We start from the raw sequence: 18991 nt of genomic DNA, 5'->3' as shown, positions 1-18991 counted from the left end.
CATCCCCTACGCTAAAATTAGTCGTTTAACTGACGAAGCTCTTGTCTAATTTCTGTTTTTGATTTTGTTTTTTCATCGATTTTCTTTAGTACACGAGCAGGAGTTCCACCAACTACTGTGTATGGTTCTACGTCTTCGATCACAATGGCACCTGCAGCTACGACAGCACCTTTACCTACTGTAACACCTTCAAGAACAACTGCGTTCGCTCCAATGACTACATCATCTTCTACAACCACTGGTTTTGCAGAAGGTGGTTCAATAACACCTGCGAGTACAGTTCCTGCACCGATGTGGCAGTTCTTACCTACTGTAGCTCGTCCACCTAGAACGACGTTCATGTCGATCATCGTACCTTCGCCAATTACAGCTCCGATGTTTATAGAAGCACCCATCATGATTACGGCATTGTCACCGATCTCAACCTGGTCACGAATGATTGCACCCGGTTCAATACGAGCTTTGATGTTTTTCATATCTAACAATGGAATCGCTGAGTTGCGGCGGTCATTCTCGATCACGAAGTCTTCAATGCTGCTTTCATTTGCTTTTAGAGCAGCTTCAATATCTTTCCACTCGCCGAATAGTACAGCTGTGTTGCCTGAAGGGAACACTTTCGTTTCTTGTCCAAAATCGATATTTTCAAGATTTCCTTTTACATAAACTTTTACTGGTGTAGATTTTGTTGCGTTTTGGATAAATGAGATAATTTCGTTTGCATCCATCATTTTCATGTTTGGTAGTTCCTCCTTAAAAATCATTCTGTATTGTATTAAACCACTAAATATAGAAAGATTCAAACCTTATTCATTCGTTAGTTTTCGAATCAAATCCATAAATACATTTACTTGTTTGAGCTCGGATCCTGTGCCGTGATGGATGAGCCAAGTATCTCGTTTAATGGCATTGCCCTTTTTATCTGTTAATGAGATCTTATAGATATCGTCCTCTGGCCGAAGACTGATCGATGGGAGAATCGCATAACCAATTCCATTTAGGGCCATCTGTTTACACGTTTCAATCTGGTCAACAACGATTGTTTTTTGTGGCGTTGTTTTAAAATGAGTATGCCACCAATCTTGTATTTCTTGATAATAGGTTGAGTGACTCCTAAACTGAATAAATGGTTTCGTCGTATCAGAAAGCTCATCAATGGATGAGATCGTCGTATCGACTAAATATAAGTGGTCTGACAAAATATGTTCTTTGCTGCCTCTCCACTCTGGGTTTCCTCTAACAATTCCAAGGTGGATCTTATCTTCATAAAGGTGTTTAATGATCTCCGAACTCCAACCCGTTATTAGTGAAATATTTACATGAGGGTATAGATTCACATACTCTTTTAGCACATGAGGCAACCAATATTGACCTATGATAGAGGCTACCGCAAGCTTTAATGTGCCGTGAACATGCTCTGAGAGAGATTGAAGTTCTTCTTTTACAAGCTCCTCTTTTTGAAGAACTTCCGTAACAAAAGCTAGAATCTTTTCTCCAGCTGGTGTTAAATTCAATCCCTTTTGAGAACGAATAAAAATAATGGTTCCCCAATTGTTCTCAATCGTTTGAAGCCTCTGACTGAGAGCGGGTTGAGATACATATAAACGCTCAGATGCTTTTCTCATATTTAATTCTTCAGCAAGAACTTTTAATATACGAAATTCAGATAACTGCATTATTTCTCCTTTTAGCATTCATAAGTTTTTCTTATTGAAAATTATCTAATATATGTAATTTATTTTAAGTATACCTTAACATAGGATAGATATGTAAAGAGAAAATGAAGGGATGTGAATTCATTGTATATTCTCATATTCGTGGGCTTTATCGCTACTTTTATCGGCACCCTTTCTGGAAGTGGGGGCATGATTAATTTTCCGATCATGTTATTACTAGGTGTTCCCGTTCACTCTGCGATCGCAGCGAATAAATTTGCCAACATGTTCAGTTCTTTTTCCAGCTTTTTTGTTCTCTTACGAAAAAATGATACGAAGCTTACCCCTTACCTCATTTCAGGTGTCATCAGTCTACTAGGGGGAATTGCAGGCGGCTTGACTGCTTCCTCAATCTCTAGAGAAAATTTAACCATCATCGCTCTTTTCTTACTCACAGGTGCACTCTTCTTAACCTTTCTAAAAACAAAAAGAGAAACAGACCCTAATGATGAGATCAAACAGCTGCCTGTAAGTAAATATCCCTATCTTTTTGGTATCGGAGCTTACGATGGCTTATTTGGTCCAGGTCAGGGAACCTTACAGATGCAGCTTTTTTTACGAAACGGCTTTACATATATTCGCACCGTTTCATTTACAAGATTTAATACGTTCTTAAGCTGCACGGGAGCTGTATTCACTTACTTGTGGGCTGGTCATTATATGTGGAACGTAGCGATACCGCTTACGATCGGAAGCATCTGTGGAGCACAAGTTGCTGTAAAGCTTGCACCTCGCTTAAAAACAAAACAAGTTACAATCCTTATGAGGACTGTAACTGTTCTGCTTATTCTTCAATTAATTATTCAATGGAGGTAATAAACCATGAAAATAACAGGCATCCATCATGTCCAAATATGTATTCCACGAGAAAAGGAAGATGAAGCACGAGCTTTTTATGAAGGAATCCTGCAACTTGAAGAAATTCCAAAACCAGAGGCTCTTCGAAAAAATGGTGGGATGTGGTTCCAATTCGGTCAGCAACAACTACACATCGGAGTGGAAGATCAGGTTTACAAAGGTAAACACCATCCCGCATTTTTAGTTGATGACCTCTTAAGCTTCAAGAAACATTTAACTCTTCACCAATTACAGATACAAGAAGAACTCCCTATTCCTGGATTTTATCGCTTTACGATAAGAGATCCATTCGGAAATCGGATAGAATTCATTCAGTCCTCTTCACTTTAATGGGTTATCTTTGTTCTTTCCGTCCTCTGGTTCAACGTGAACTTGTATACTCTCGACATTATAAGCTTCTTTGATCGTGTCTTCTATCTTTTCTGTGATTTCGTGGCTTTCAACTACATTAAGGGAAGGATCAACTTTAATCGTTACATCGATAATCGCTCGATTACCGTGTTTACGAGCTTTCAGGTCTCCCACATTCTCTACACCTTCAACATCTAAAATCTTGTGTTCCATTTCCTTGCCTTCTTCATAATCAAAACCATCTGAAAGGTTATGGGAGGTTTCAGTGAAAATCTCCCAACCAGTTTTAATGATGATTAGACCAACAAGAACTGCTGCGGCAGGATCTAGCCACGGTAAGCCGATCTGTGCACCAAAGATTCCGACTGCTGCTCCTATACTAACGAAAGCGTCTGAACGGTTATCAAGAGCGGCTGCTTTTAGCCCTTGGCTGTCTGTTTCTTTTGCTACCTTAATATTATACAAATAAACGGTGATCATCACTGCTGCACCAAACAGTGCGATCAAGGCTGCAGTCAGCGAAGGCTCCGTTTCCACTCCGTTAAACATCTTTTTAATAGAAGATATCAATACTTCTATACCGATAACTACCATAATAAAGGAAGCAACCATCGATGCAATCGTTTCTGCACGCAAGTGTCCATAAGGATGATCCTCATCTGCTGGCTTCCTTGAAATTTTCAATCCTATTAATACTGCGATAGAAGCGATTATGTCAGTTGCATTGTTTAATCCGTCAGCAACTAATGCATCGGAATTATAGAAAATACCTGACACAAGTTTAACAATTGATAGAAAAATATATGCTCCTAGACTAAGATAAACACCGCGTTCCACTCTTTTTTGCTGATCAGATTGCATTCTCTATTCTCCTTCGTTAAATAATACCTTTTACATCATAAAGAATGGATTCCGGGTGGGTCTAGAGCAATCTTTTTCCCTATAGGAAACATTAATGTTCATAGATCATTTTTCTAGTCATCCCGCCATCGATCGTAATATTTTCCCCGGTAATAAAATTATTGTCAGACTGCGCTAAGAATAAGCATGCCCTTGAAATATCAGCTGGCATACCCACTCTTTTCGAGAGATGCTGATCGTGATCAACTTCACGCAGCTCCTTATAATCTCCTGTATGTATCCAACCAGGACTAATGGAGTTTACAGTAATAAAATCTTCAGAAAACGATGCAGCCAACGCGTGAGTTAAAGCAACGATTCCGCCCTTAGTTGCGGCATATGCTTCGGAATGAGGCTCAGACATTACCGCACGAGTGGAGGCCATATTGATAATGGATCCTCCACCTGATTGAGACATGTACTTGGCTGTTTCTCTTGAAAAAAGAAATACACTTCTTAAGTTTGTGTTTAAAATATCATCCCATTCATCTACAGATAATTCATAGGGGGATTTCCATTTCGAGAGACCAGCATTGTTGATCAAACATTGAATGTCACCTAATTTATCATGTGTTTCTGCTACTGCTTGAATGATTTCATCGGGATTCTTAACGTCACATGTTATCGCGATTGCATCCTTTTGAATCGATGTAACCTCAGACAAAGTTGATTCAAGTTCATTTTTATCAAAATCTATTAATGAAGGAATATAACCTGCTTTGGCAAAATCAATTGCGATTTGTTTACCTATCCCTTTTGCTGCTCCTGTAACGATTACAACTTTTGTATCACGACTCATCTTCATAACCTCCAGAATTTTATGTGTACTAATCTATTCATTCCCCATACCGTATTAATTTCACACAAATTCATACAAAAATAGAATAGAAAAGCTGCCGACACTGTCGACAGCTTCACTATTACTTCTTTCTCCAAGGACCACATGGACCACATGGAGGAGGGCATGGCGGGGGACAAGGTGCCATGATTGGTTGGACCGTTCCACAAAGGTTTTGCTGCGTTGCTTGGTTTACGACGTTCGTGTTCTGCGGAAAGTAATGTACATATTTATAGTTCATCTGATTGACTTGAGTCGTTTGAGTTGGATGAATCATCGGAACATATACATCTTGCTGGTTATATTGAACTTGTTGATTCGTAGGACTAAACTGTGCAGGCATAACTTGTGGAGGATAGTATTGAGACGGTGATACTGCTGGGTATCCACATCCACCCATCTGAGGCATCTGTGCCATAGCTCCCATTGTAGGACCCATCTGTCCCATTGCTCCCATTGTAGGTCCCATTGCACCCATGTTAGGAACCATTCCCTTTTTGGCAAAAATGCCAGGGCGTTTAAATAAAGCCAAAAAAATGTTCTCCTTTCAAAAACCTTATATCCTATTTCTCTATATTTTATGTAGGACGACTTAAAAAGTTCGTCCATTTATCAATAAGTATTAAAAGGATTTTGTAGAAAAAAATCGAACTGTACTTGAAATACATACTATTTAAATAACATTAAAGAGGAGAGGAAGAACAAAGTTGAAACTATTAATTTCGTTTTCAAACAGATTCATGCAAAGGTACATGCCCGATCCCTTTTTGTTGGTCATCTTGCTGACATTCTTCGTATGTGGCTTAGCTCTATTTGCGACAGACAGCACCCCTGTACAAATCATCAATTATTGGGGTACAGGTTTTTGGAGTTTATTAACCTTTTCTATGCAGATGGTATTAATATTAGTGACTGGTCACGTTATGGCAAGCTCCCCGTTATTTAAGAAACTATTAGGTTCTTTAGCAAAAATTCCAAAAACACCAGGACAAGCTATCATACTCGTAACGTTAGTCGCGCTCGTCGCATGCTGGATCAATTGGGGCTTCGGTCTTATAATAGGTGCTCTATTCGCAAAAGAGATCGCGCTAAAAGTAAAGGGCGTGGACTATCGGTTATTGATCGCTAGTGCTTATAGTGGCTTTATCATTTGGAGTGGAGGTCTATCGGGCTCTGTTGTCTTAACGATCGCTACACCGGGACATTTTACCGAGGATATTATGGGAGTTGTTCCAACGAGTGAGACAATCTTTTCATCGTTCAACTTAATTATCCTAGCTGGCTTATTCATAATGGTACCGCTCATTAACAGATTAATGGTTCCTCCAATTGAAAAAGCGTTTATCATCGATCCATCATTATTAGAGGAAAAGGATTCTTTAGAAGCACCAAGTAAAGAAGAAACACTTCAAACTCCTGCTGATCGACTTGAAAATAGTCAGATATTATCAATACTCATCGGACTTTTAGGAATCTCATACCTCGTCTATTATTTCACTAAAAATGGATTTAGCTTAAATCTGGATATCGTAAACTTTTTATTCCTATTCATCGGTATCATCTTACATAAAACACCTCGGTTATTTTTGAAAGCGGTTACGGATGCTGTGAAAAATGCGAGCGGAATTATTATACAGTTTCCTTTTTATGCCGGATTAATGGGTATTGTTACTTCATCTGGATTAGTGGCCGTTCTGTCCAATATGCTTATTTCTTTTTCGAACGAACATACTTTTCATTTATTTACTTTATGGAGTGCAGGTCTCGTTAACTTTTTTGTTCCGTCTGGCGGTGGACAATGGGCGGTACAAGGACCCGTTATGTTAGAAGCGGCACAAAACTTAGGCGTTTCTTTATCAAGAACGGCTATGGCTGTAGCTTGGGGTGATGCATGGACAAACATGATCCAACCATTCTATGCGCTTCCCGCTTTAGCCATTGCAGGATTAAAAGCAAAAGACATCATGGGTTACGGCCTTGTTATGATGATCATTACAGGTGTCTTTATCTCTGGAGTGTTTTTGCTGCTGTAACACTTTAATGTATGTAGTTAAACACTGTACAAAAAAACCTCCTTATCACAAAGGAGGTTAACTTATTATGTATGGTGACTCGAGAGGGGTTCGAACCCCCGACCTCTACCCTGTCAAGGTAGCGCTCTCCCAGCTGAGCTATCGAATCAATGTCTTCATCTAACAAAAGTTATTATATATCCTTTTTAGGAGTATTGACAACACTTAAATTTCGGTTACTTAAAAAAATTTTTTATTCTTTAAATTACGGATCAAAAAAGACACCTCCGATGATCGAAGGTGTCTTCTTTTTATTTTGTTATCCGATCTTCTCTTCCTCATCTCGCATTTTTATCTCTTCTGTATCAAGGCGCTCTTGTTTATCTCGAAGTCTGTGTGCGAGTCGACTCGATGCGTTAGCTGCAATACTTGCAACTAAATCATCCAAGAATGTATGCACTTTACCATTCGCTATCTTTGTATCTAATTTTTGAATAATACCCATTTTAAATTTGTCTAGATGACCAAATGTTGTAACAGCTATAGAGCCATATCCGAAAACAGCACCTAGTGCGATTGTTTCATCTACCCCAAACAATCCTTCATCTTGTTCAACGATACTTTGTAGAGGTTCAGATAATTTTCTTTGTTCGGCAAGTATATCAAGTTCTACACCGACTAGAATAGCATGCTGAATCTCACGCTTCATAAGAACAGCGTCAACGCTCTCGATACACTCTTCTTTCGTTAAGCCAGGTGAGAATGGGATCTGCATCTCATATACGATTTCAGCGATTTCAGGAATTGTGACGCCTCTTTCATTCAACAGCCTTCTAGCTGCTGCTTCAACTTCTCGACTGTGCACTCTATTATTCAACAGACTTCACCTCTTCTTAATGTTCGATCTCTTATGGCAAAACGAATTGATTCTTTCATTATATCATTATGTGATACAATAAAACGAGTTGAATGAAAACGCTTATAATTTAAAGGACAGTCAGCATAGGAGGTACTTTTTATGGCCATTCTTAAAGGTTCTATTACAGATGATAAAATATACAGCAACTACTTGGATGAGGAGATTGAATTGCTCATCTATCTGCCTTCTAAGTTTACTCCACTCGTTAAATACCCTATTTTAATCGCACAAGATGGCAGAGACTACTTTCAGTTAGGAAAGCTGGCGAAAACCGCCGATCGACTAATGGAAGAAGAAAATTTACAAAGCTGTATCATTGTTGGTGTAAATCATAAAGGAATCGAAGATCGAAAAGCCAAATATGACCCAACAGGAAAAAAGCACGAAAATTACATTCGATTCATGGCATTCGAACTTACCTCTTACCTTAATGAGAAGTTTAACACGCTCCAACTTGGTGCAGGCATGGGGTTAATTGGTGATTCCTTAGGTGGTTACATAGCTTTTAAGCTGAGTATTCTGTATCCGAATACGTTCGGTAAAGTAATCGTACAGTCTCCTTACGTTCCTGAGAGCCTTATCGATACCGTTGAATCCATAGAACAAATGCAAACGTTGACCATCTATCACTCAATAGGTGATGAAGAAGAAAAATTTACAAATCCTGAAGGAATAACCAAAGATTTTTTAACACCCAACCGACAGCTGAGTAAGCTTTTGAACAATTTGGCTCTCGATTATGAGTACGCTGAGTTTCAAGGAAATCATCTCTGGGTAAATTGGCAGAAAGACTTAGTTCCCGCGTTAAGGTTTCTTTACAGCGATTAGTAACTGTGGGAAATAAATAGAATATTTGGTATACTAGTTCAAAAGATGAGGGAGGAAGAAATATGAAATACGGTATTGCAATTTTTCCATCAAAAAATCTACAAGATAAAGTGAATTCCTACCGAAAGCGTTATGATCCGCATTATGCCCTTATCGCACCTCATATCACACTTAAGGAACCTTATGAGGCAACCGAGGAAGAAATTCAAGAACAGATCTCTTATATTTCTTCTGTTGCAAAAAATATAGATCCGTTTTCTATCATGATTAATAAAGTAGGATCATTCCATCCTGTGAACAATGTAATCTTTTTAAAAGTTAATGAAGCAGATGAAATAAAATCACTTCATGAGCAGTTATATACTGGTCCGCTTGAACACCAACAGCCGTACAATTTTGTACCGCATTTAACACTTGGACAAAAGCTGTCTGATGAAGAACATTCAGACGTATTAGAACGTTTGCGTATGATAGATATTGAACACGAAGAACGAATCGATCGTTTTCAGCTTCTCTATCAACTTGATAACGGTTCTTGGACGGTCTATGAAACATTTCGTCTTGGAAAAGGAGTACAATAATATTGATTAAGACGTTTACAACGAGCGAGCAAGGATTTCAAGATGCCTTAGCTGTAAGAAGAGATGTTTTTGTTCGCGAACAGCAGATTGATGAAAACGAAGAAATTGACAACAATGAAGATGACTCCTTGCATTTTGTTCTTTACGCTGAAGACAAGCCGGTTGGTGCCGCTAGACTACGTGAAGTCAATGGAGAAGGAAAAGTAGAACGCGTCTGTATATTGTCTTCTCATCGAAAAAAAGGACTAGGAGAAGAATTGATGAACGCTATGGAAACAGCAGCCATCAAACGTTCTTTACCTAGCCTTATATTATATGCACAAACACAAGCAGAAGACTTTTATAAAAAACTGGGGTATCTCACAACCTCTAAAGAACCATTTCTTGATGCTAACATTCCGCATGTTGCTATGAAAAAAGCATTGAAATCGTCGTAATGGCGATTTCAATGCTTTTTTGTTTATTACGGTCTAATCTCGTCAAAACTGTACAATAAAACGTAAGTTGAGGAGACTAAGGTTGATGGACATTCATGTTGGACAATTGACAACCGAATTAATCGTAGGGTTTATCGCTCTCTTTTTGTTAACAAAAGTATTAGGAAAAACGCAGATTTCTCAGATAACACCCTTTGATTTTATTTCGTCTATTTTCTTGGGTGAATTAGTCGGTAATGCTATGTATGATGATGAGACTTCTATATTTGTTATCTTGTATGCCATTCTAATCTGGGGCTCCATGGTTTATGTAGTTGAAATTATATCTCAGAAATTTAAAGGTACGCGAAAATTTCTGGAAGGCGCCCCCACTATCGTCATTCGTAACGGACTGATCGATCGTGATATGCTCAAAAAGAGCAAGCTCGATATCAACCAGCTTCAAAACTTAGTTAGACAAAAAGGGTTTTTCGGTTTAAGAGAAGTTGAATATGCCATATTAGAATCTAATGGATCTTTAAGCATATTGCCTAAATATCAATACGGCCCTCCAAACAGACAAGATTTGAACCTGCAAAGTCAGGAGCAGCCGGAATTGCCTGTTACACTTATATTAGACGGTGAATTAAACCATGATAACCTCTCAACAGCTGGACTCTCAAAAAATAAACTATTAGAACAAATTCACAAACAAGGTTATTCGGATATAAAAGAAATTGTGTATGCAGAATTCTCAGACGATAAACTGTTAATCATGCCATGTACGAAGCCGAAAAAATGACCGGCCGTCCTTTTATGATCTGATATCCTGCGCTTCCATTCTCTAGCAAATATATAACATGAGCAGCGATGGCCGTTCGAAACAAAGAATATGCCCCTAGGTTTGCTGGTTCAACTTCGTATTTCATTAACATTGCCGCCACCATATCCTCTAATGATATTCCAGAGTTACCTGAATGGTTGACCACATTCTGTACTTCTAAAGTAATTGTTTCATATATGAGGATGTTTTCTTGAATAACATCCTTATACTCAGTTTCATACTTACCATGACCAGGGATCATCCCTTCCACATCCATCATCTTAAGCTTCTTTAAAGTTGCTATGTTTTCACCAGCATCAACAATAAAGGGGATTTTATGCTTTCGGATTACATCTTTTCCTAAAAACGCATCGGCAGCATATAAAATGCCGCGGAATAAGATGCCATGTTGATTATAACTATGACCTGGGAGATGAATAATTTGAACTTCTGGAAATTCTTCTACATTTCCTTCTGAACATATTTCATCAACACGTATAGCGGGTGCTTCTAAAAATTTATTGCGCATTTCATTTAAAGGAAAATTTCCATGAGATAAATAGATCGGTTCAAGTACAGGATTCCTCATGATTGCTTCCTCTAGTAGAGGGGCGATTGTATGTACATTAACCTTTTGCTGTAAATAGGATGCACCTCCAAAGTGGTCCGCGTGAGCATGAGTAATGAATAGATGGGTTAATGGAAGCTTTTCATTATGAAGATGCTTTATCACTTTTTTAGCTGCTGATGAATCAAGACCAGCATCTATTAACATACCTTTGCTTTTATCATTATTTACGATATACCCTATGTTAACGGCACTCTTGAAGTAATAACAATCAGTCGAAAGTTCAATAAATTCCACTTTAAACACCCCAAGTCATTGTGTTATGAACAAAAAAAGAAACCATCATATGGTTTCGTTAATTATATTCCCTTTGCCTTCCATCTCACTTAAGATCTGATCAAAAGAACACTTTTCTTCAAATGTCAATCTCTTCTTATTCTGAAATGAACGTAAGTCTTCATTTTGGATCGGAGGAACACTAGTAACAACAGGTAATCCTCTTTCAGCTTTCTCCATCCGACTAGCATATTGCAACTGCTGAATTGGTAGGTACGGCAAGATATAGCCCATCGATATCCTCTCCTTTATCATTACTTCTATAATTCTTACCCTAATCCTTCTAAATCTATGTTTTTTAAGTGTAATACTAAAAAAAAAAAGAGCACTCTGTTGAGAGTACTCTAAAGAAACATTTAGATTGCTTAAACCCAAGGATCATAGTGGCAGCCGTTGCTTGAGCTTGAGCTTGAGCTGGAACTTGAGCTTGAGCTAGAAGAAGATTCATGTTTTGAAGAAGATTCATGCTTTGAGCTAGATTCATGTTTATGACTAGATTCATGTTTAGAAGATGACTCATGTTTGTGGCTAGACTCATGTTTATGACTAGACTCCCATTTGCTAGAGCTTGATTCGCACTCTACCTTCTTTTCATGAATAATAACTTTATCTGCTTTAATGATTACTTTATCAGCATAAACCTTCTTATGTTTTTTATGCTTCTTCTTCCTTTTACAATAATAACAATCTTCCATGTTACAACCTCCTCGTATAGTACATCATATGCAAGTCTGACGAGTTGGTTATAGGCTGTCTCACTAAAAGTTAATAGCTATATGATTAACTGCTTTTGTTCGATAGTTTTGTTTATTAAAATAAACAAACGCTTCTACCGTAATATTTTTATCGATACCACTCTTAAAAGGAATTTGGAAATCATCCAAAGAGAGTTTGTCACCACTTTTAAACTTGGTTTCACGTAGTGGACAGATCCACATCTCTCCCCGTTCTTTTGCTTTTTCTGCCCACTCATTATCCATATACATCCAAATAGACTGGGTCATCTCTTCCTGTGAGGGTGACGCAATCAACGATATGATTTTTCCTTTTAATGCGCACGCTTCAGCTGGTTGGAACCTGAAACAAATATAAGGATTTTCCATCGTCTCTGTTCCAGTGTTTTCGATAAAGAATGAGCCTCTAATAAATCCCTTCTTATCTTTTGTGAAAATTACCGAATAATCAAAATAGCACGCACTGTTAAAACCTTCTTTTTTCTGAGGTTCTGAGTTATTTTCCGTATCAAGCTCTTCAAATACCGGTTCAGATGTGCGGTTAATGTTGATCCGCTTTTCCATACTTTTAATGCGCTGTTGATACAGATCGATCTGTTGGTCTTTATCGTTCATTTCTTCTTGTATGCTTTTTAGTAACTCCTCATAATCCTGCATCCTTTTCTCCATCTCATGTTCTTCTAGCCGTTTTAATTTTCTCGTGAGTTCTTCGACTTGTTTTCTCAGTTGTTGAAGTTCTTTTTCATTCTCTTCAATTATTTTAAGGGATCGATCATTGTTCGTCTCATTCTCGAGTCGTTCAATAGTCTCTTCAGCAAAGACAAGCTTTTTTTCAAGATCAAGTGCTTTATCTTTGTAATAGTCCACCCTAGAAACGAGCCGCTCATAACTTAATTTATCCTTCGTCCCCATGCATCTTCCCCCTTGCATAATTAGGCTCTTTCCCTATTGTATGTAAGCGACAATTATTCGTTCACTTTTTTTTCATAAACAAGAAAGACCTGCAGGCAATCGCCTGAGGTCTTTCTGTTCTTCAGATCCATTGATTATTGATGTTGAAGGCAATTTTCTATAGAAATTTCTCCAGAATCTGCTTTTACAACACCTGTACTAAATACTTTATTTCCTGCTCTGTCAATAAGTTCTACCTCAAATTGGTTTCCATCTTCTGTCTCAACGATAGCCAGGTTAAACTTATACTGTTCTCCAGAAGCATCCATCGCGCCTCTTCCTGAAACAGTTAATCTTAATCCACTGTTATAATCATCACAACAAAGTGTATCCTGGGTAAATTCAGATGCTGTATATCCTGTATCGTTTAGACTGAAATGAAATCTACTTCCTGATAGATTATAGTTCGGACAGATATCAACAGATACTGATACTCTTCCAGTTTCTGTAGCTCCATCCTCTTCACTCGTTAATCCGCTGGCACTTCCTCGTGATCTACACAGGCAGCCTGGCCTGGGATATATGTCCGGGCATTGTTGTGGAAACACTACCTCTGGACACATTTCTCCCTCGCTTTCCTCTGCATTTAGGTCATTTTCACGAGGCGAGCAGAACTTCGCCAATACCTCTAGTTTAACTTCTGCTTCAACTTGGATATCCACACAGAATGTAATGTCTACAACGAATGAAGTTGGTGATGGACTATTCAACAATACAGTCCCTGTTGGGATGCGAGCAAAGATTTTAGTAATTCGGCAGTATAAGTCTGTTCCATCTGGATAACACAAGACGAAAGATTCGAATACTGATGCATTAACCAACTTTTCTACAACGATTGCACCGTTACGGTCGACAACTTGAACTTTGATATCTGTTGTAAAGAGTAGCTCTACAAGTTGTGCTTCAGCAAAACCTCCGTTAAGTGCTACTGTAACATCTCTCTTATCTCCAACTTGCTCGCATAGATATAATTCAGGGCATGCTGCTTCATTTGTTTCACCTGTTAGTGGGAATGCTGGAGGAGTTTTAGGTACCTTCGTAACCAATCTTAACGGACGGCGTGAAGGATCATCCAATGCTTCTTCTATGGCTTTAATTTGTTCAGGAGTAAAAGAAACGGTCTTTCTTACGTTTAGTGTATCAGTCACCCAGTCGTAAACTTTCTGAACGCGGATACACTCATCCTGCAAGTGTTTATGATTATTTCCCATTGTTTCCCTTCCTTTCCTCATCATGATCTGAAGATTCCATACATACTATGGAAATAGAGTGGGTTATGACACAAGAACGAAAGCCTATTTTTATAGATAAGCGTTAAGGAGGAAGCTATCATGAGACCAATCTGGTATCAAGATCAGAAAGTGTGTGAGTTATCATCCATAGAATATGAGGCTTTATGTCTTTTATTGCCTTATTGGGGATTGCAGATCTCTGATGACGGAGAAACCATTTCAGGAGCTCTTTCTACATTTATCATTGGTATCCAGGGGCTATCACAAAAGAAAGTAAAAGAACTCAATCAGCACTTAAGTCATACAGGAATTAGAATTACGACAGATGATCACGTTAAATGCGATCATCGTTTCTACGTAGATTTTCATAGCGGTCATCCTATGCCACTCGCGCTGAATACACCTGAAAAACAATTGTATTATTTGAACCCTTCACCCACATTCAGGCTTCCCGTTCAAGCGGGCATTCACAAGGGGATTACCTTAAAAAGAAAAGATGGACCTCTCTTCTTAGCCGTCCAGCCTTCTTATGAAGAGAAAGTTGTAGAGTGGATCAGTTATTTAGTCATTCAAACCTTTTTACGTGTTTCTTTTGAATCTCTTTCTTCCGTTTCAGAATCAACTTTCTTTTCTTGTGCGAACAAAATCTTAAAGCCTATTAATCCTTATTTTGCAGCCGCTCAAATCCCATTAGTAGACGGTATTGAAGAAAGTCCAAATGTAGAAACGAAACAGAAGCCACCAACTTCTTCTCCTGTACAAAACAAGAGGGAAGATCTTTTTTATGAGGCAACCGAACAGGAGCCTGTTAATAAACGATTAGATGCACCAAAGGCCACTGTTCCGCAGATTCGACCCTTTTCATCTGCGGGTTCGCTCATCACCAACCAGATTCCAAAATCTTATGAGCAAAGTAAGGTTTTATCAAGAAACGCAAGTCCGATCAGTCCTTTTAAATCAAACAGCCCCACTGAAAAAACCATTCAACCATTTAATAAGAATACTTCTGATGCAAAGAAAACATCAGTCATTCGTCCATTTCAACCGAATAAGAACACCCCGTCCTCAGATTGAGAATATAATGCTATTGTTCAAAGATATCCAATCATGAGGAGAGATCATAAGTGAATAAAGAAGATCTACAGAAGCTTTATGCTGAAATCAAAACAAAGAAATTGAACAACGCAGGAAAGAATCAATCTTTAATTAATCCTCCTGTAAAGAAGGGCTGCAGTTCATGCGGAAAAGTAACGTGGAAACCTAATAAATCTAACTAAAAAGCTGCCACCTAAGGGTGCAGCTTTTTCATTATGAAATATATTGATTTGTCACCAAATAATTCATGATTTGTTCAGCACTTTCTTTTACCTCAAGAAAATCGGTTTTTACAATAATTTCAGGAGAAACTGGTGCTTCATACGGATCAGAGATACCTGTAAAGTTAGTAATCAATCCTTCTCTTACTTTTTTATAGAGTCCCTTTGGATCTCTTTTTTCACATTCTCTAATACTGCAATCTATATAGACCTCTACAAATTCTCCATCAGAAAACAAACTTCTGACTGCATCTCGATCTGCAGCAATAGGAGAAATAGCTGCAACTAAAACAATCGATCCGCCTTCCACAAATAACTTGGTTACTTCTCCAATTCTTCTGATGTTCTCCGTTCTTGCTTCTTTTGAGAAAGTTAGATCTCGATTTAATCCGTGTCTAACATTATCACCGTCAAGCAACATGGTACTGTGCTGCCTTTTGTATAACATATTCTCAACTTCAGAAGCTATCGTTGATTTTCCAGAACCAGATAATCCTGTAAACCAAAGTACAAAGCTCTTGTGACCATGAAGTTTCTGTCTCATTTCCTTCGTCACATTATGCTGTTGCCATGTTATATTTTTATCTTCTTGAGTCAATTCGTTAGCCTCCTTATCATTTTATTTAGCATAATAATCGCGTAATATTGAAATGACTTCACTGCGGCTAAAATCTGTTGGTATCGGCTCGTTATTTTTAAGCATTTCTCTTACTCTTGTTCCTGAAAAAGTAAGTCTGTCTTTTTCGTCATGAGGACATGTTTTAATCGTGGCCATTGTTCCACATTTCGTACAATAAAAACTATTCTCGAAGAATATAGGGGTTATTCCTATCTCATCCTTTTCAAACTCTGCAAAAATATGCTGCGCATCATAAGGACCATAAAAACCTCCGACTCCGGCATGATCTCTTCCTATTATAATGTGGCTGCATCCATAATTTTTTCTTATGATGGAGTGAAAGATCGCTTCACGAGGACCCGCATATCTCATTGATCCAGGAAAGGCACTTAACAAAACGCGATTCTTTGGATAATAATGCTGAAGAAGTGTTTCATAAGATTCCATTCTAACTTCAGCAGGTATGTCATCTTGTTTCGTCTCACCAACTAAAGGATGCAATAAGAGCCCGTCCATCTGTTCTAGAGCAGTTTTTTGGAGATATTCGTGTGCACGATGAATGGGATTTCTTGTTTGAAACCCAACGATTTTTTCCCAGCCGCTCTTAGTAAATTGTTCCCTCGTCTCTTGTGGATCTAAATAATAGGGAGAACCAACTTTTCTTGGCGGTTTGTTTACCAGCGTAACTCGTCCGCCTACGTACCAGCTTCCTCTATTCATTACATTCTGGACCCCTGGATGGGTTTGATCAACCGTACGATAGACCTTCCTTACTTCTATAAGTTTGTCAGGTTTATAAATATCCGTGATTTCAATTTTTCCATAAATTTTATTCTCATAAATTAGTAAAGCTTCTTGGTGCTTTATTAATTGTCTGGCCTTTTCATCAGTAACAGGTAACGTTATAGGTACACTCCAAGGAAGTCCGCTAGATAGCCTCATATTGTGTACAACACCTTCGTAGTCAGCTTTGTTCATAAAAGAATCAAGAGGACTAAATGCACCGTTAGAAAGACATTCTAAATCAGATAAACTGATTGGATCTAATTCAATTTTAATTTGGTTTTCATTGTAATCGAAGTTAGAAAACTGTCGATTGATTAAACTTCCACCATGAGGAAGAAGGAGCATCGATTTCACCTCAACTATTAGTCGATTAGCTCTTGCTAATCATTACTAGTGTATGAAGGTTAGACAAGTTCTGTGAGTAAACTAATTACACTACAAATGGATTTTATCATTTAGATCCTTAATTCTTGTCCTTCCTTGTTAATTTGATTGGAGTGTAAGGTACTAGACTTCTACAAGACGGACGAGACAGGTGAGACCTCTAATAGATGCAAAACAATAGTAAAACACCGCACAATGCAGAGAGCGGGTATCCAATAACGGAAAGCAACTACGTTTAAGCTATTGGGTTTTTAAACAGCATGTATTACTTTATTAGAAGTCATATTAGAAAATAATTTATTTACCAAAATAACCAGTCCGAATCATGGATAGACGAATAGAATGCTAGTATCGCACTATGACAATATCAATCATAGAGCAATTGAACTAAGGAGGAACTTTAGTGAAAGTAGGCGTAGTACTCCCTGTATACCATCAAGAAAGGGAGTATATTTTTGAATGTATACAATCAATGGAGAAACAAACATTTCGTGATTATAAACTTGTAATCGTACTCGATGGGCCTAACGAAGAAACGGTTGCGGCAATAAAAGAGGCTAGTAAACAATTGACAATCGCCCATCAGATTATCGATCGAAAAGTTAACCTCGGAATCTCTCCAACTCTAAATGAGGGCTTTCAACTTCTGCAAGATTGCCCTTATCTAACATGGATCTCGAGTGACAACAGATATGATCCAAATTTTTTAGAGCGTTTAGTCGAAACGATGGATCAAGCTTCAAAAGAAACCGTTTTAGTCTATTCTTTCTATAGAAGAATCGATCAACATGGAACACCGATCACTTACACAAAAGCTTGGTATGAATATGTAGAACATTTTATGACTAGAAAGAAAGAGGAGATTTTTCAAAATTGTTTCATCGGCGCTTCATTTCTATTTACGAATGAAGCATTTTCTAAAGCAGGAGGATACAGGACAGATTTTCCTAACGTGCAAGATCATGATTTTTGGATTAGGTTGCTACAGCATGGAGAGTTTGTTTTATTACGTGAATATATTATGGAATATCGGTTCAATGGAAGGTTTGCTCTTACAACGAATATACCGCCTGAACAGCTAACGATGGAAAGCATGGCTAGCAGCATCGATGTTCGAAAAAGAATAGGCAAATTGCCAAAAGTAAGTGTTGTCCTCTATGCACACAATCATGTAAAAACAATAAATCATGCCCTAAACAGCATTCTTCAACAAACGTTTAGCGATTTTCAGCTTGTTGTCATAGATGATGGATCAACCGACCTTACTCCTGATTCGATACACCTTACACATGATTCCCGAATGGTTCCATTATTGCTAAATCACCGCGGTAAATCCGATTCAATCGGTATAGCCCTAGAATATTGCATCGGAGATTATGTTCTTTTTATGACTGGCGAGGATTGGCTAGATCCACAGGCTTTGCAATTAATGGTGCAAAAGATGGATACTTTACCTTCTAATATTGAAATGTTACTAACCAATCATAAAGTATGGTTTGATCGTCAACGAAAAATGATTGCAGGACCTATAATACTAGGAAATCTATATGGAAAAGTTGCTCTTAACAAAACCACTCAACCGTACGCAGTTCTATATAGACTTAGATCCCTGCAGAAAAATGTAAGCGGCGTTTTAGATGATCAAATTGAATCCCACTTTTATAATCAGCATGCTAAAGCAGATCATATGCATTGGATGAATATGGCTCTGTACCATAAGCGAATGAAATAAAGAAAAGCGTCCCTAGAAAATGAACTGCACCCTGTCAAGTAGACAGTGAAAATAATAAAAACCAGCTAAGCGGCTTCAGCTCTATATTCTTTAGG

The 18991-nt window shown here is 38.1% G+C and carries 23 protein-coding genes and 1 tRNA gene; 10 read left to right on the top strand and 14 right to left on the bottom strand.

The genetic code is table 11. The features are described 5' to 3' along the window. Positions 1-17 precede the first annotated feature (17 nt). The gene (dapD, locus tag H9648_RS18495; protein ID WP_191755253.1) at positions 18-734 is read right to left on the bottom strand and encodes a 2,3,4,5-tetrahydropyridine-2,6-dicarboxylate N-acetyltransferase; all 717 of its coding nucleotides are present in this window, start codon (positions 732-734) and stop codon (positions 18-20) included. 69 nt (positions 735-803) lie between these two features. Then, the gene (ccpC, locus tag H9648_RS18490) at positions 804-1673 is read right to left on the bottom strand and encodes a transcriptional regulator CcpC (protein ID WP_191755252.1); all 870 of its coding nucleotides are present in this window, start codon (positions 1671-1673) and stop codon (positions 804-806) included. A gap of 123 nt (positions 1674-1796) precedes the next feature. Here ccpC and H9648_RS18485 point away from each other — a divergent pair, with 123 nt between their 5' ends. Both H9648_RS18485 and H9648_RS18480 read left to right on the top strand, forming a co-directional pair. Beyond that, positions 1797-2528, top strand: a complete 732-nt coding sequence (locus H9648_RS18485) for a sulfite exporter TauE/SafE family protein (protein ID WP_191755251.1) — start codon at positions 1797-1799, stop codon at positions 2526-2528. Between the two features lie 6 nt (positions 2529-2534). Further along, a complete protein-coding gene (locus tag H9648_RS18480) occupies positions 2535-2900 on the top strand; it encodes a VOC family protein (RefSeq protein WP_191755250.1) in 366 nt (121 codons plus the stop codon). Here the strand turns inward: H9648_RS18480 and H9648_RS18475 are convergent. From H9648_RS18475 to H9648_RS20810, 3 genes are all read right to left on the bottom strand, one after another. Next, on the bottom strand, positions 2892-3782 hold the full coding sequence (locus tag H9648_RS18475) for a cation diffusion facilitator family transporter (RefSeq protein WP_191755249.1): 891 nt from the start codon (positions 3780-3782) through the stop codon (positions 2892-2894). The two genes, H9648_RS18480 and H9648_RS18475, sit on opposite strands and share 9 nt — an antisense overlap. Positions 3783-3873: 91 nt before the next feature. Further along, complete coding sequence (locus H9648_RS18470) at positions 3874-4620, bottom strand: SDR family NAD(P)-dependent oxidoreductase (RefSeq protein ID WP_191755248.1); 747 nt, start codon at positions 4618-4620, stop codon at positions 3874-3876. A 121-nt stretch (positions 4621-4741) separates the two neighbouring features. Then, on the bottom strand, positions 4742-5191 hold the full coding sequence (locus H9648_RS20810) for a CotD family spore coat protein (RefSeq protein WP_225218990.1): 450 nt from the start codon (positions 5189-5191) through the stop codon (positions 4742-4744). 175 nt (positions 5192-5366) lie between these two features. Between H9648_RS20810 and H9648_RS18460 the strand changes: the two genes are divergently transcribed. Beyond that, positions 5367-6692 carry a short-chain fatty acid transporter gene (locus H9648_RS18460; protein WP_191755247.1) on the top strand — a complete coding sequence of 442 codons (1326 nt, stop codon included), beginning with the start codon at positions 5367-5369 and terminating at the stop codon, positions 6690-6692. Positions 6693-6764: 72 nt separating this feature from the next. Here H9648_RS18460 and H9648_RS18455 read toward each other — a convergent pair. Together H9648_RS18455 and H9648_RS18450 are read right to left on the bottom strand one after the other, a co-directional pair. Continuing rightward, positions 6765-6840 (bottom strand) — tRNA-Val (locus H9648_RS18455). 150 nt (positions 6841-6990) lie between these two features. Beyond that, positions 6991-7548: a phosphatidylglycerophosphatase A family protein gene (locus tag H9648_RS18450; RefSeq protein ID WP_153238641.1), complete on the bottom strand. Its 558-nt coding sequence runs from the start codon at positions 7546-7548 to the stop codon at positions 6991-6993. 141 nt (positions 7549-7689) lie between these two features. Here H9648_RS18450 and H9648_RS18445 point away from each other — a divergent pair, with 141 nt between their 5' ends. The 4 genes from H9648_RS18445 to H9648_RS18430 all read left to right on the top strand — a co-directional run bounded on the left by H9648_RS18445 (position 7690) and on the right by H9648_RS18430 (position 10217). Then, positions 7690-8418: an alpha/beta hydrolase gene (locus H9648_RS18445; protein WP_225218989.1), complete on the top strand. Its 729-nt coding sequence runs from the start codon at positions 7690-7692 to the stop codon at positions 8416-8418. Positions 8419-8480: 62 nt separating this feature from the next. Continuing rightward, a complete protein-coding gene (locus H9648_RS18440; protein ID WP_191755246.1) occupies positions 8481-8999 on the top strand; it encodes a YjcG family protein in 519 nt (172 codons plus the stop codon). Positions 9000-9001: 2 nt separating this feature from the next. After that, on the top strand, positions 9002-9436 hold the full coding sequence (locus H9648_RS18435; RefSeq protein WP_191755245.1) for a GNAT family N-acetyltransferase: 435 nt from the start codon (positions 9002-9004) through the stop codon (positions 9434-9436). An 85-nt stretch (positions 9437-9521) separates the two neighbouring features. Further along, complete coding sequence (locus H9648_RS18430; protein ID WP_191755244.1) at positions 9522-10217, top strand: YetF domain-containing protein; 696 nt, start codon at positions 9522-9524, stop codon at positions 10215-10217. On the opposite strand, the gene H9648_RS18425 is transcribed toward H9648_RS18430, so the two are convergent. The 5 genes from H9648_RS18425 to H9648_RS18405 all read right to left on the bottom strand — a co-directional run bounded on the left by H9648_RS18425 (position 10189) and on the right by H9648_RS18405 (position 14038). Continuing rightward, positions 10189-11103, bottom strand: a complete 915-nt coding sequence (locus H9648_RS18425; RefSeq protein WP_191755243.1) for an MBL fold metallo-hydrolase — start codon at positions 11101-11103, stop codon at positions 10189-10191. The two genes, H9648_RS18430 and H9648_RS18425, sit on opposite strands and share 29 nt — an antisense overlap. A gap of 45 nt (positions 11104-11148) precedes the next feature. Continuing rightward, complete coding sequence (locus tag H9648_RS18420; protein WP_191755242.1) at positions 11149-11376, bottom strand: hypothetical protein; 228 nt, start codon at positions 11374-11376, stop codon at positions 11149-11151. A gap of 131 nt (positions 11377-11507) precedes the next feature. Beyond that, positions 11508-11837, bottom strand: coding sequence for a hypothetical protein (locus tag H9648_RS18415; RefSeq protein WP_191755241.1), 330 nt, complete (start codon positions 11835-11837; stop codon positions 11508-11510). Positions 11838-11900: 63 nt separating this feature from the next. Further along, a complete protein-coding gene (locus H9648_RS18410; RefSeq protein ID WP_191755240.1) occupies positions 11901-12788 on the bottom strand; it encodes a hypothetical protein in 888 nt (295 codons plus the stop codon). Between the two features lie 134 nt (positions 12789-12922). Further along, entirely contained in the window at positions 12923-14038 is a 1116-nt protein-coding gene (locus tag H9648_RS18405; RefSeq protein WP_191755239.1) for a BMQ_0737 family morphogenetic spore coat protein, read from the bottom strand. Between the two features lie 120 nt (positions 14039-14158). On the opposite strand from H9648_RS18405, the gene H9648_RS18400 reads away from it, so the two are divergent. Further along, on the top strand, positions 14159-15133 hold the full coding sequence (locus tag H9648_RS18400; protein WP_191755238.1) for a hypothetical protein: 975 nt from the start codon (positions 14159-14161) through the stop codon (positions 15131-15133). A 50-nt stretch (positions 15134-15183) separates the two neighbouring features. After that, positions 15184-15336, top strand: a complete 153-nt coding sequence (locus H9648_RS18395; RefSeq protein ID WP_153238649.1) for a hypothetical protein — start codon at positions 15184-15186, stop codon at positions 15334-15336. Positions 15337-15367: 31 nt separating this feature from the next. Here H9648_RS18395 and cysC read toward each other — a convergent pair whose 3' ends face one another. Together cysC and sat are read right to left on the bottom strand one after the other, a co-directional pair. Then, complete coding sequence (gene cysC / locus H9648_RS18390; RefSeq protein WP_191755237.1) at positions 15368-15973, bottom strand: adenylyl-sulfate kinase; 606 nt, start codon at positions 15971-15973, stop codon at positions 15368-15370. A gap of 21 nt (positions 15974-15994) precedes the next feature. Continuing rightward, a complete protein-coding gene (sat, locus tag H9648_RS18385) occupies positions 15995-17125 on the bottom strand; it encodes a sulfate adenylyltransferase (RefSeq protein WP_191755236.1) in 1131 nt (376 codons plus the stop codon). A 442-nt stretch (positions 17126-17567) separates the two neighbouring features. Between sat and H9648_RS21025 the strand changes: the two genes are divergently transcribed. Continuing rightward, a complete protein-coding gene (locus tag H9648_RS21025; RefSeq protein WP_191755235.1) occupies positions 17568-18896 on the top strand; it encodes a glycosyltransferase family 2 protein in 1329 nt (442 codons plus the stop codon). The last annotated feature ends 95 nt before the right edge of the window (positions 18897-18991 follow it).

Source organism: Fictibacillus norfolkensis, assembly GCF_014836645.1.
Classification (GTDB): domain Bacteria; phylum Bacillota; class Bacilli; order Bacillales; family Fictibacillaceae; genus Fictibacillus; species Fictibacillus norfolkensis.
Note: the sequence above shows the minus strand (reverse complement) of the source record. Positions and strands in the feature narration are given on the sequence as shown.

Coding starts and splice junctions, on each gene's coding strand:
- dapD (WP_191755253.1), bottom strand. CDS start 734: ATGAAAATGATGGATGCAAACGAAATTATCTCATTTATCCAAAACGCA.
- ccpC (WP_191755252.1), bottom strand. CDS start 1,673: ATGCAGTTATCTGAATTTCGTATATTAAAAGTTCTTGCTGAAGAATTA.
- H9648_RS18480 (WP_191755250.1), top strand. CDS start 2,535: ATGAAAATAACAGGCATCCATCATGTCCAAATATGTATTCCACGAGAA.
- H9648_RS18475 (WP_191755249.1), bottom strand. CDS start 3,782: ATGCAATCTGATCAGCAAAAAAGAGTGGAACGCGGTGTTTATCTTAGT.
- H9648_RS18470 (WP_191755248.1), bottom strand. CDS start 4,620: ATGAGTCGTGATACAAAAGTTGTAATCGTTACAGGAGCAGCAAAAGGG.
- H9648_RS18445 (WP_225218989.1), top strand. CDS start 7,690: ATGGCCATTCTTAAAGGTTCTATTACAGATGATAAAATATACAGCAAC.
- H9648_RS18440 (WP_191755246.1), top strand. CDS start 8,481: ATGAAATACGGTATTGCAATTTTTCCATCAAAAAATCTACAAGATAAA.
- H9648_RS18430 (WP_191755244.1), top strand. CDS start 9,522: ATGGACATTCATGTTGGACAATTGACAACCGAATTAATCGTAGGGTTT.
- H9648_RS18420 (WP_191755242.1), bottom strand. CDS start 11,376: ATGGGCTATATCTTGCCGTACCTACCAATTCAGCAGTTGCAATATGCT.
- H9648_RS18415 (WP_191755241.1), bottom strand. CDS start 11,837: ATGGAAGATTGTTATTATTGTAAAAGGAAGAAGAAGCATAAAAAACAT.
- H9648_RS18410 (WP_191755240.1), bottom strand. CDS start 12,788: ATGGGGACGAAGGATAAATTAAGTTATGAGCGGCTCGTTTCTAGGGTG.
- H9648_RS18405 (WP_191755239.1), bottom strand. CDS start 14,038: ATGGGAAATAATCATAAACACTTGCAGGATGAGTGTATCCGCGTTCAG.
- H9648_RS18400 (WP_191755238.1), top strand. CDS start 14,159: ATGAGACCAATCTGGTATCAAGATCAGAAAGTGTGTGAGTTATCATCC.
- sat (WP_191755236.1), bottom strand. CDS start 17,125: ATGCTCCTTCTTCCTCATGGTGGAAGTTTAATCAATCGACAGTTTTCT.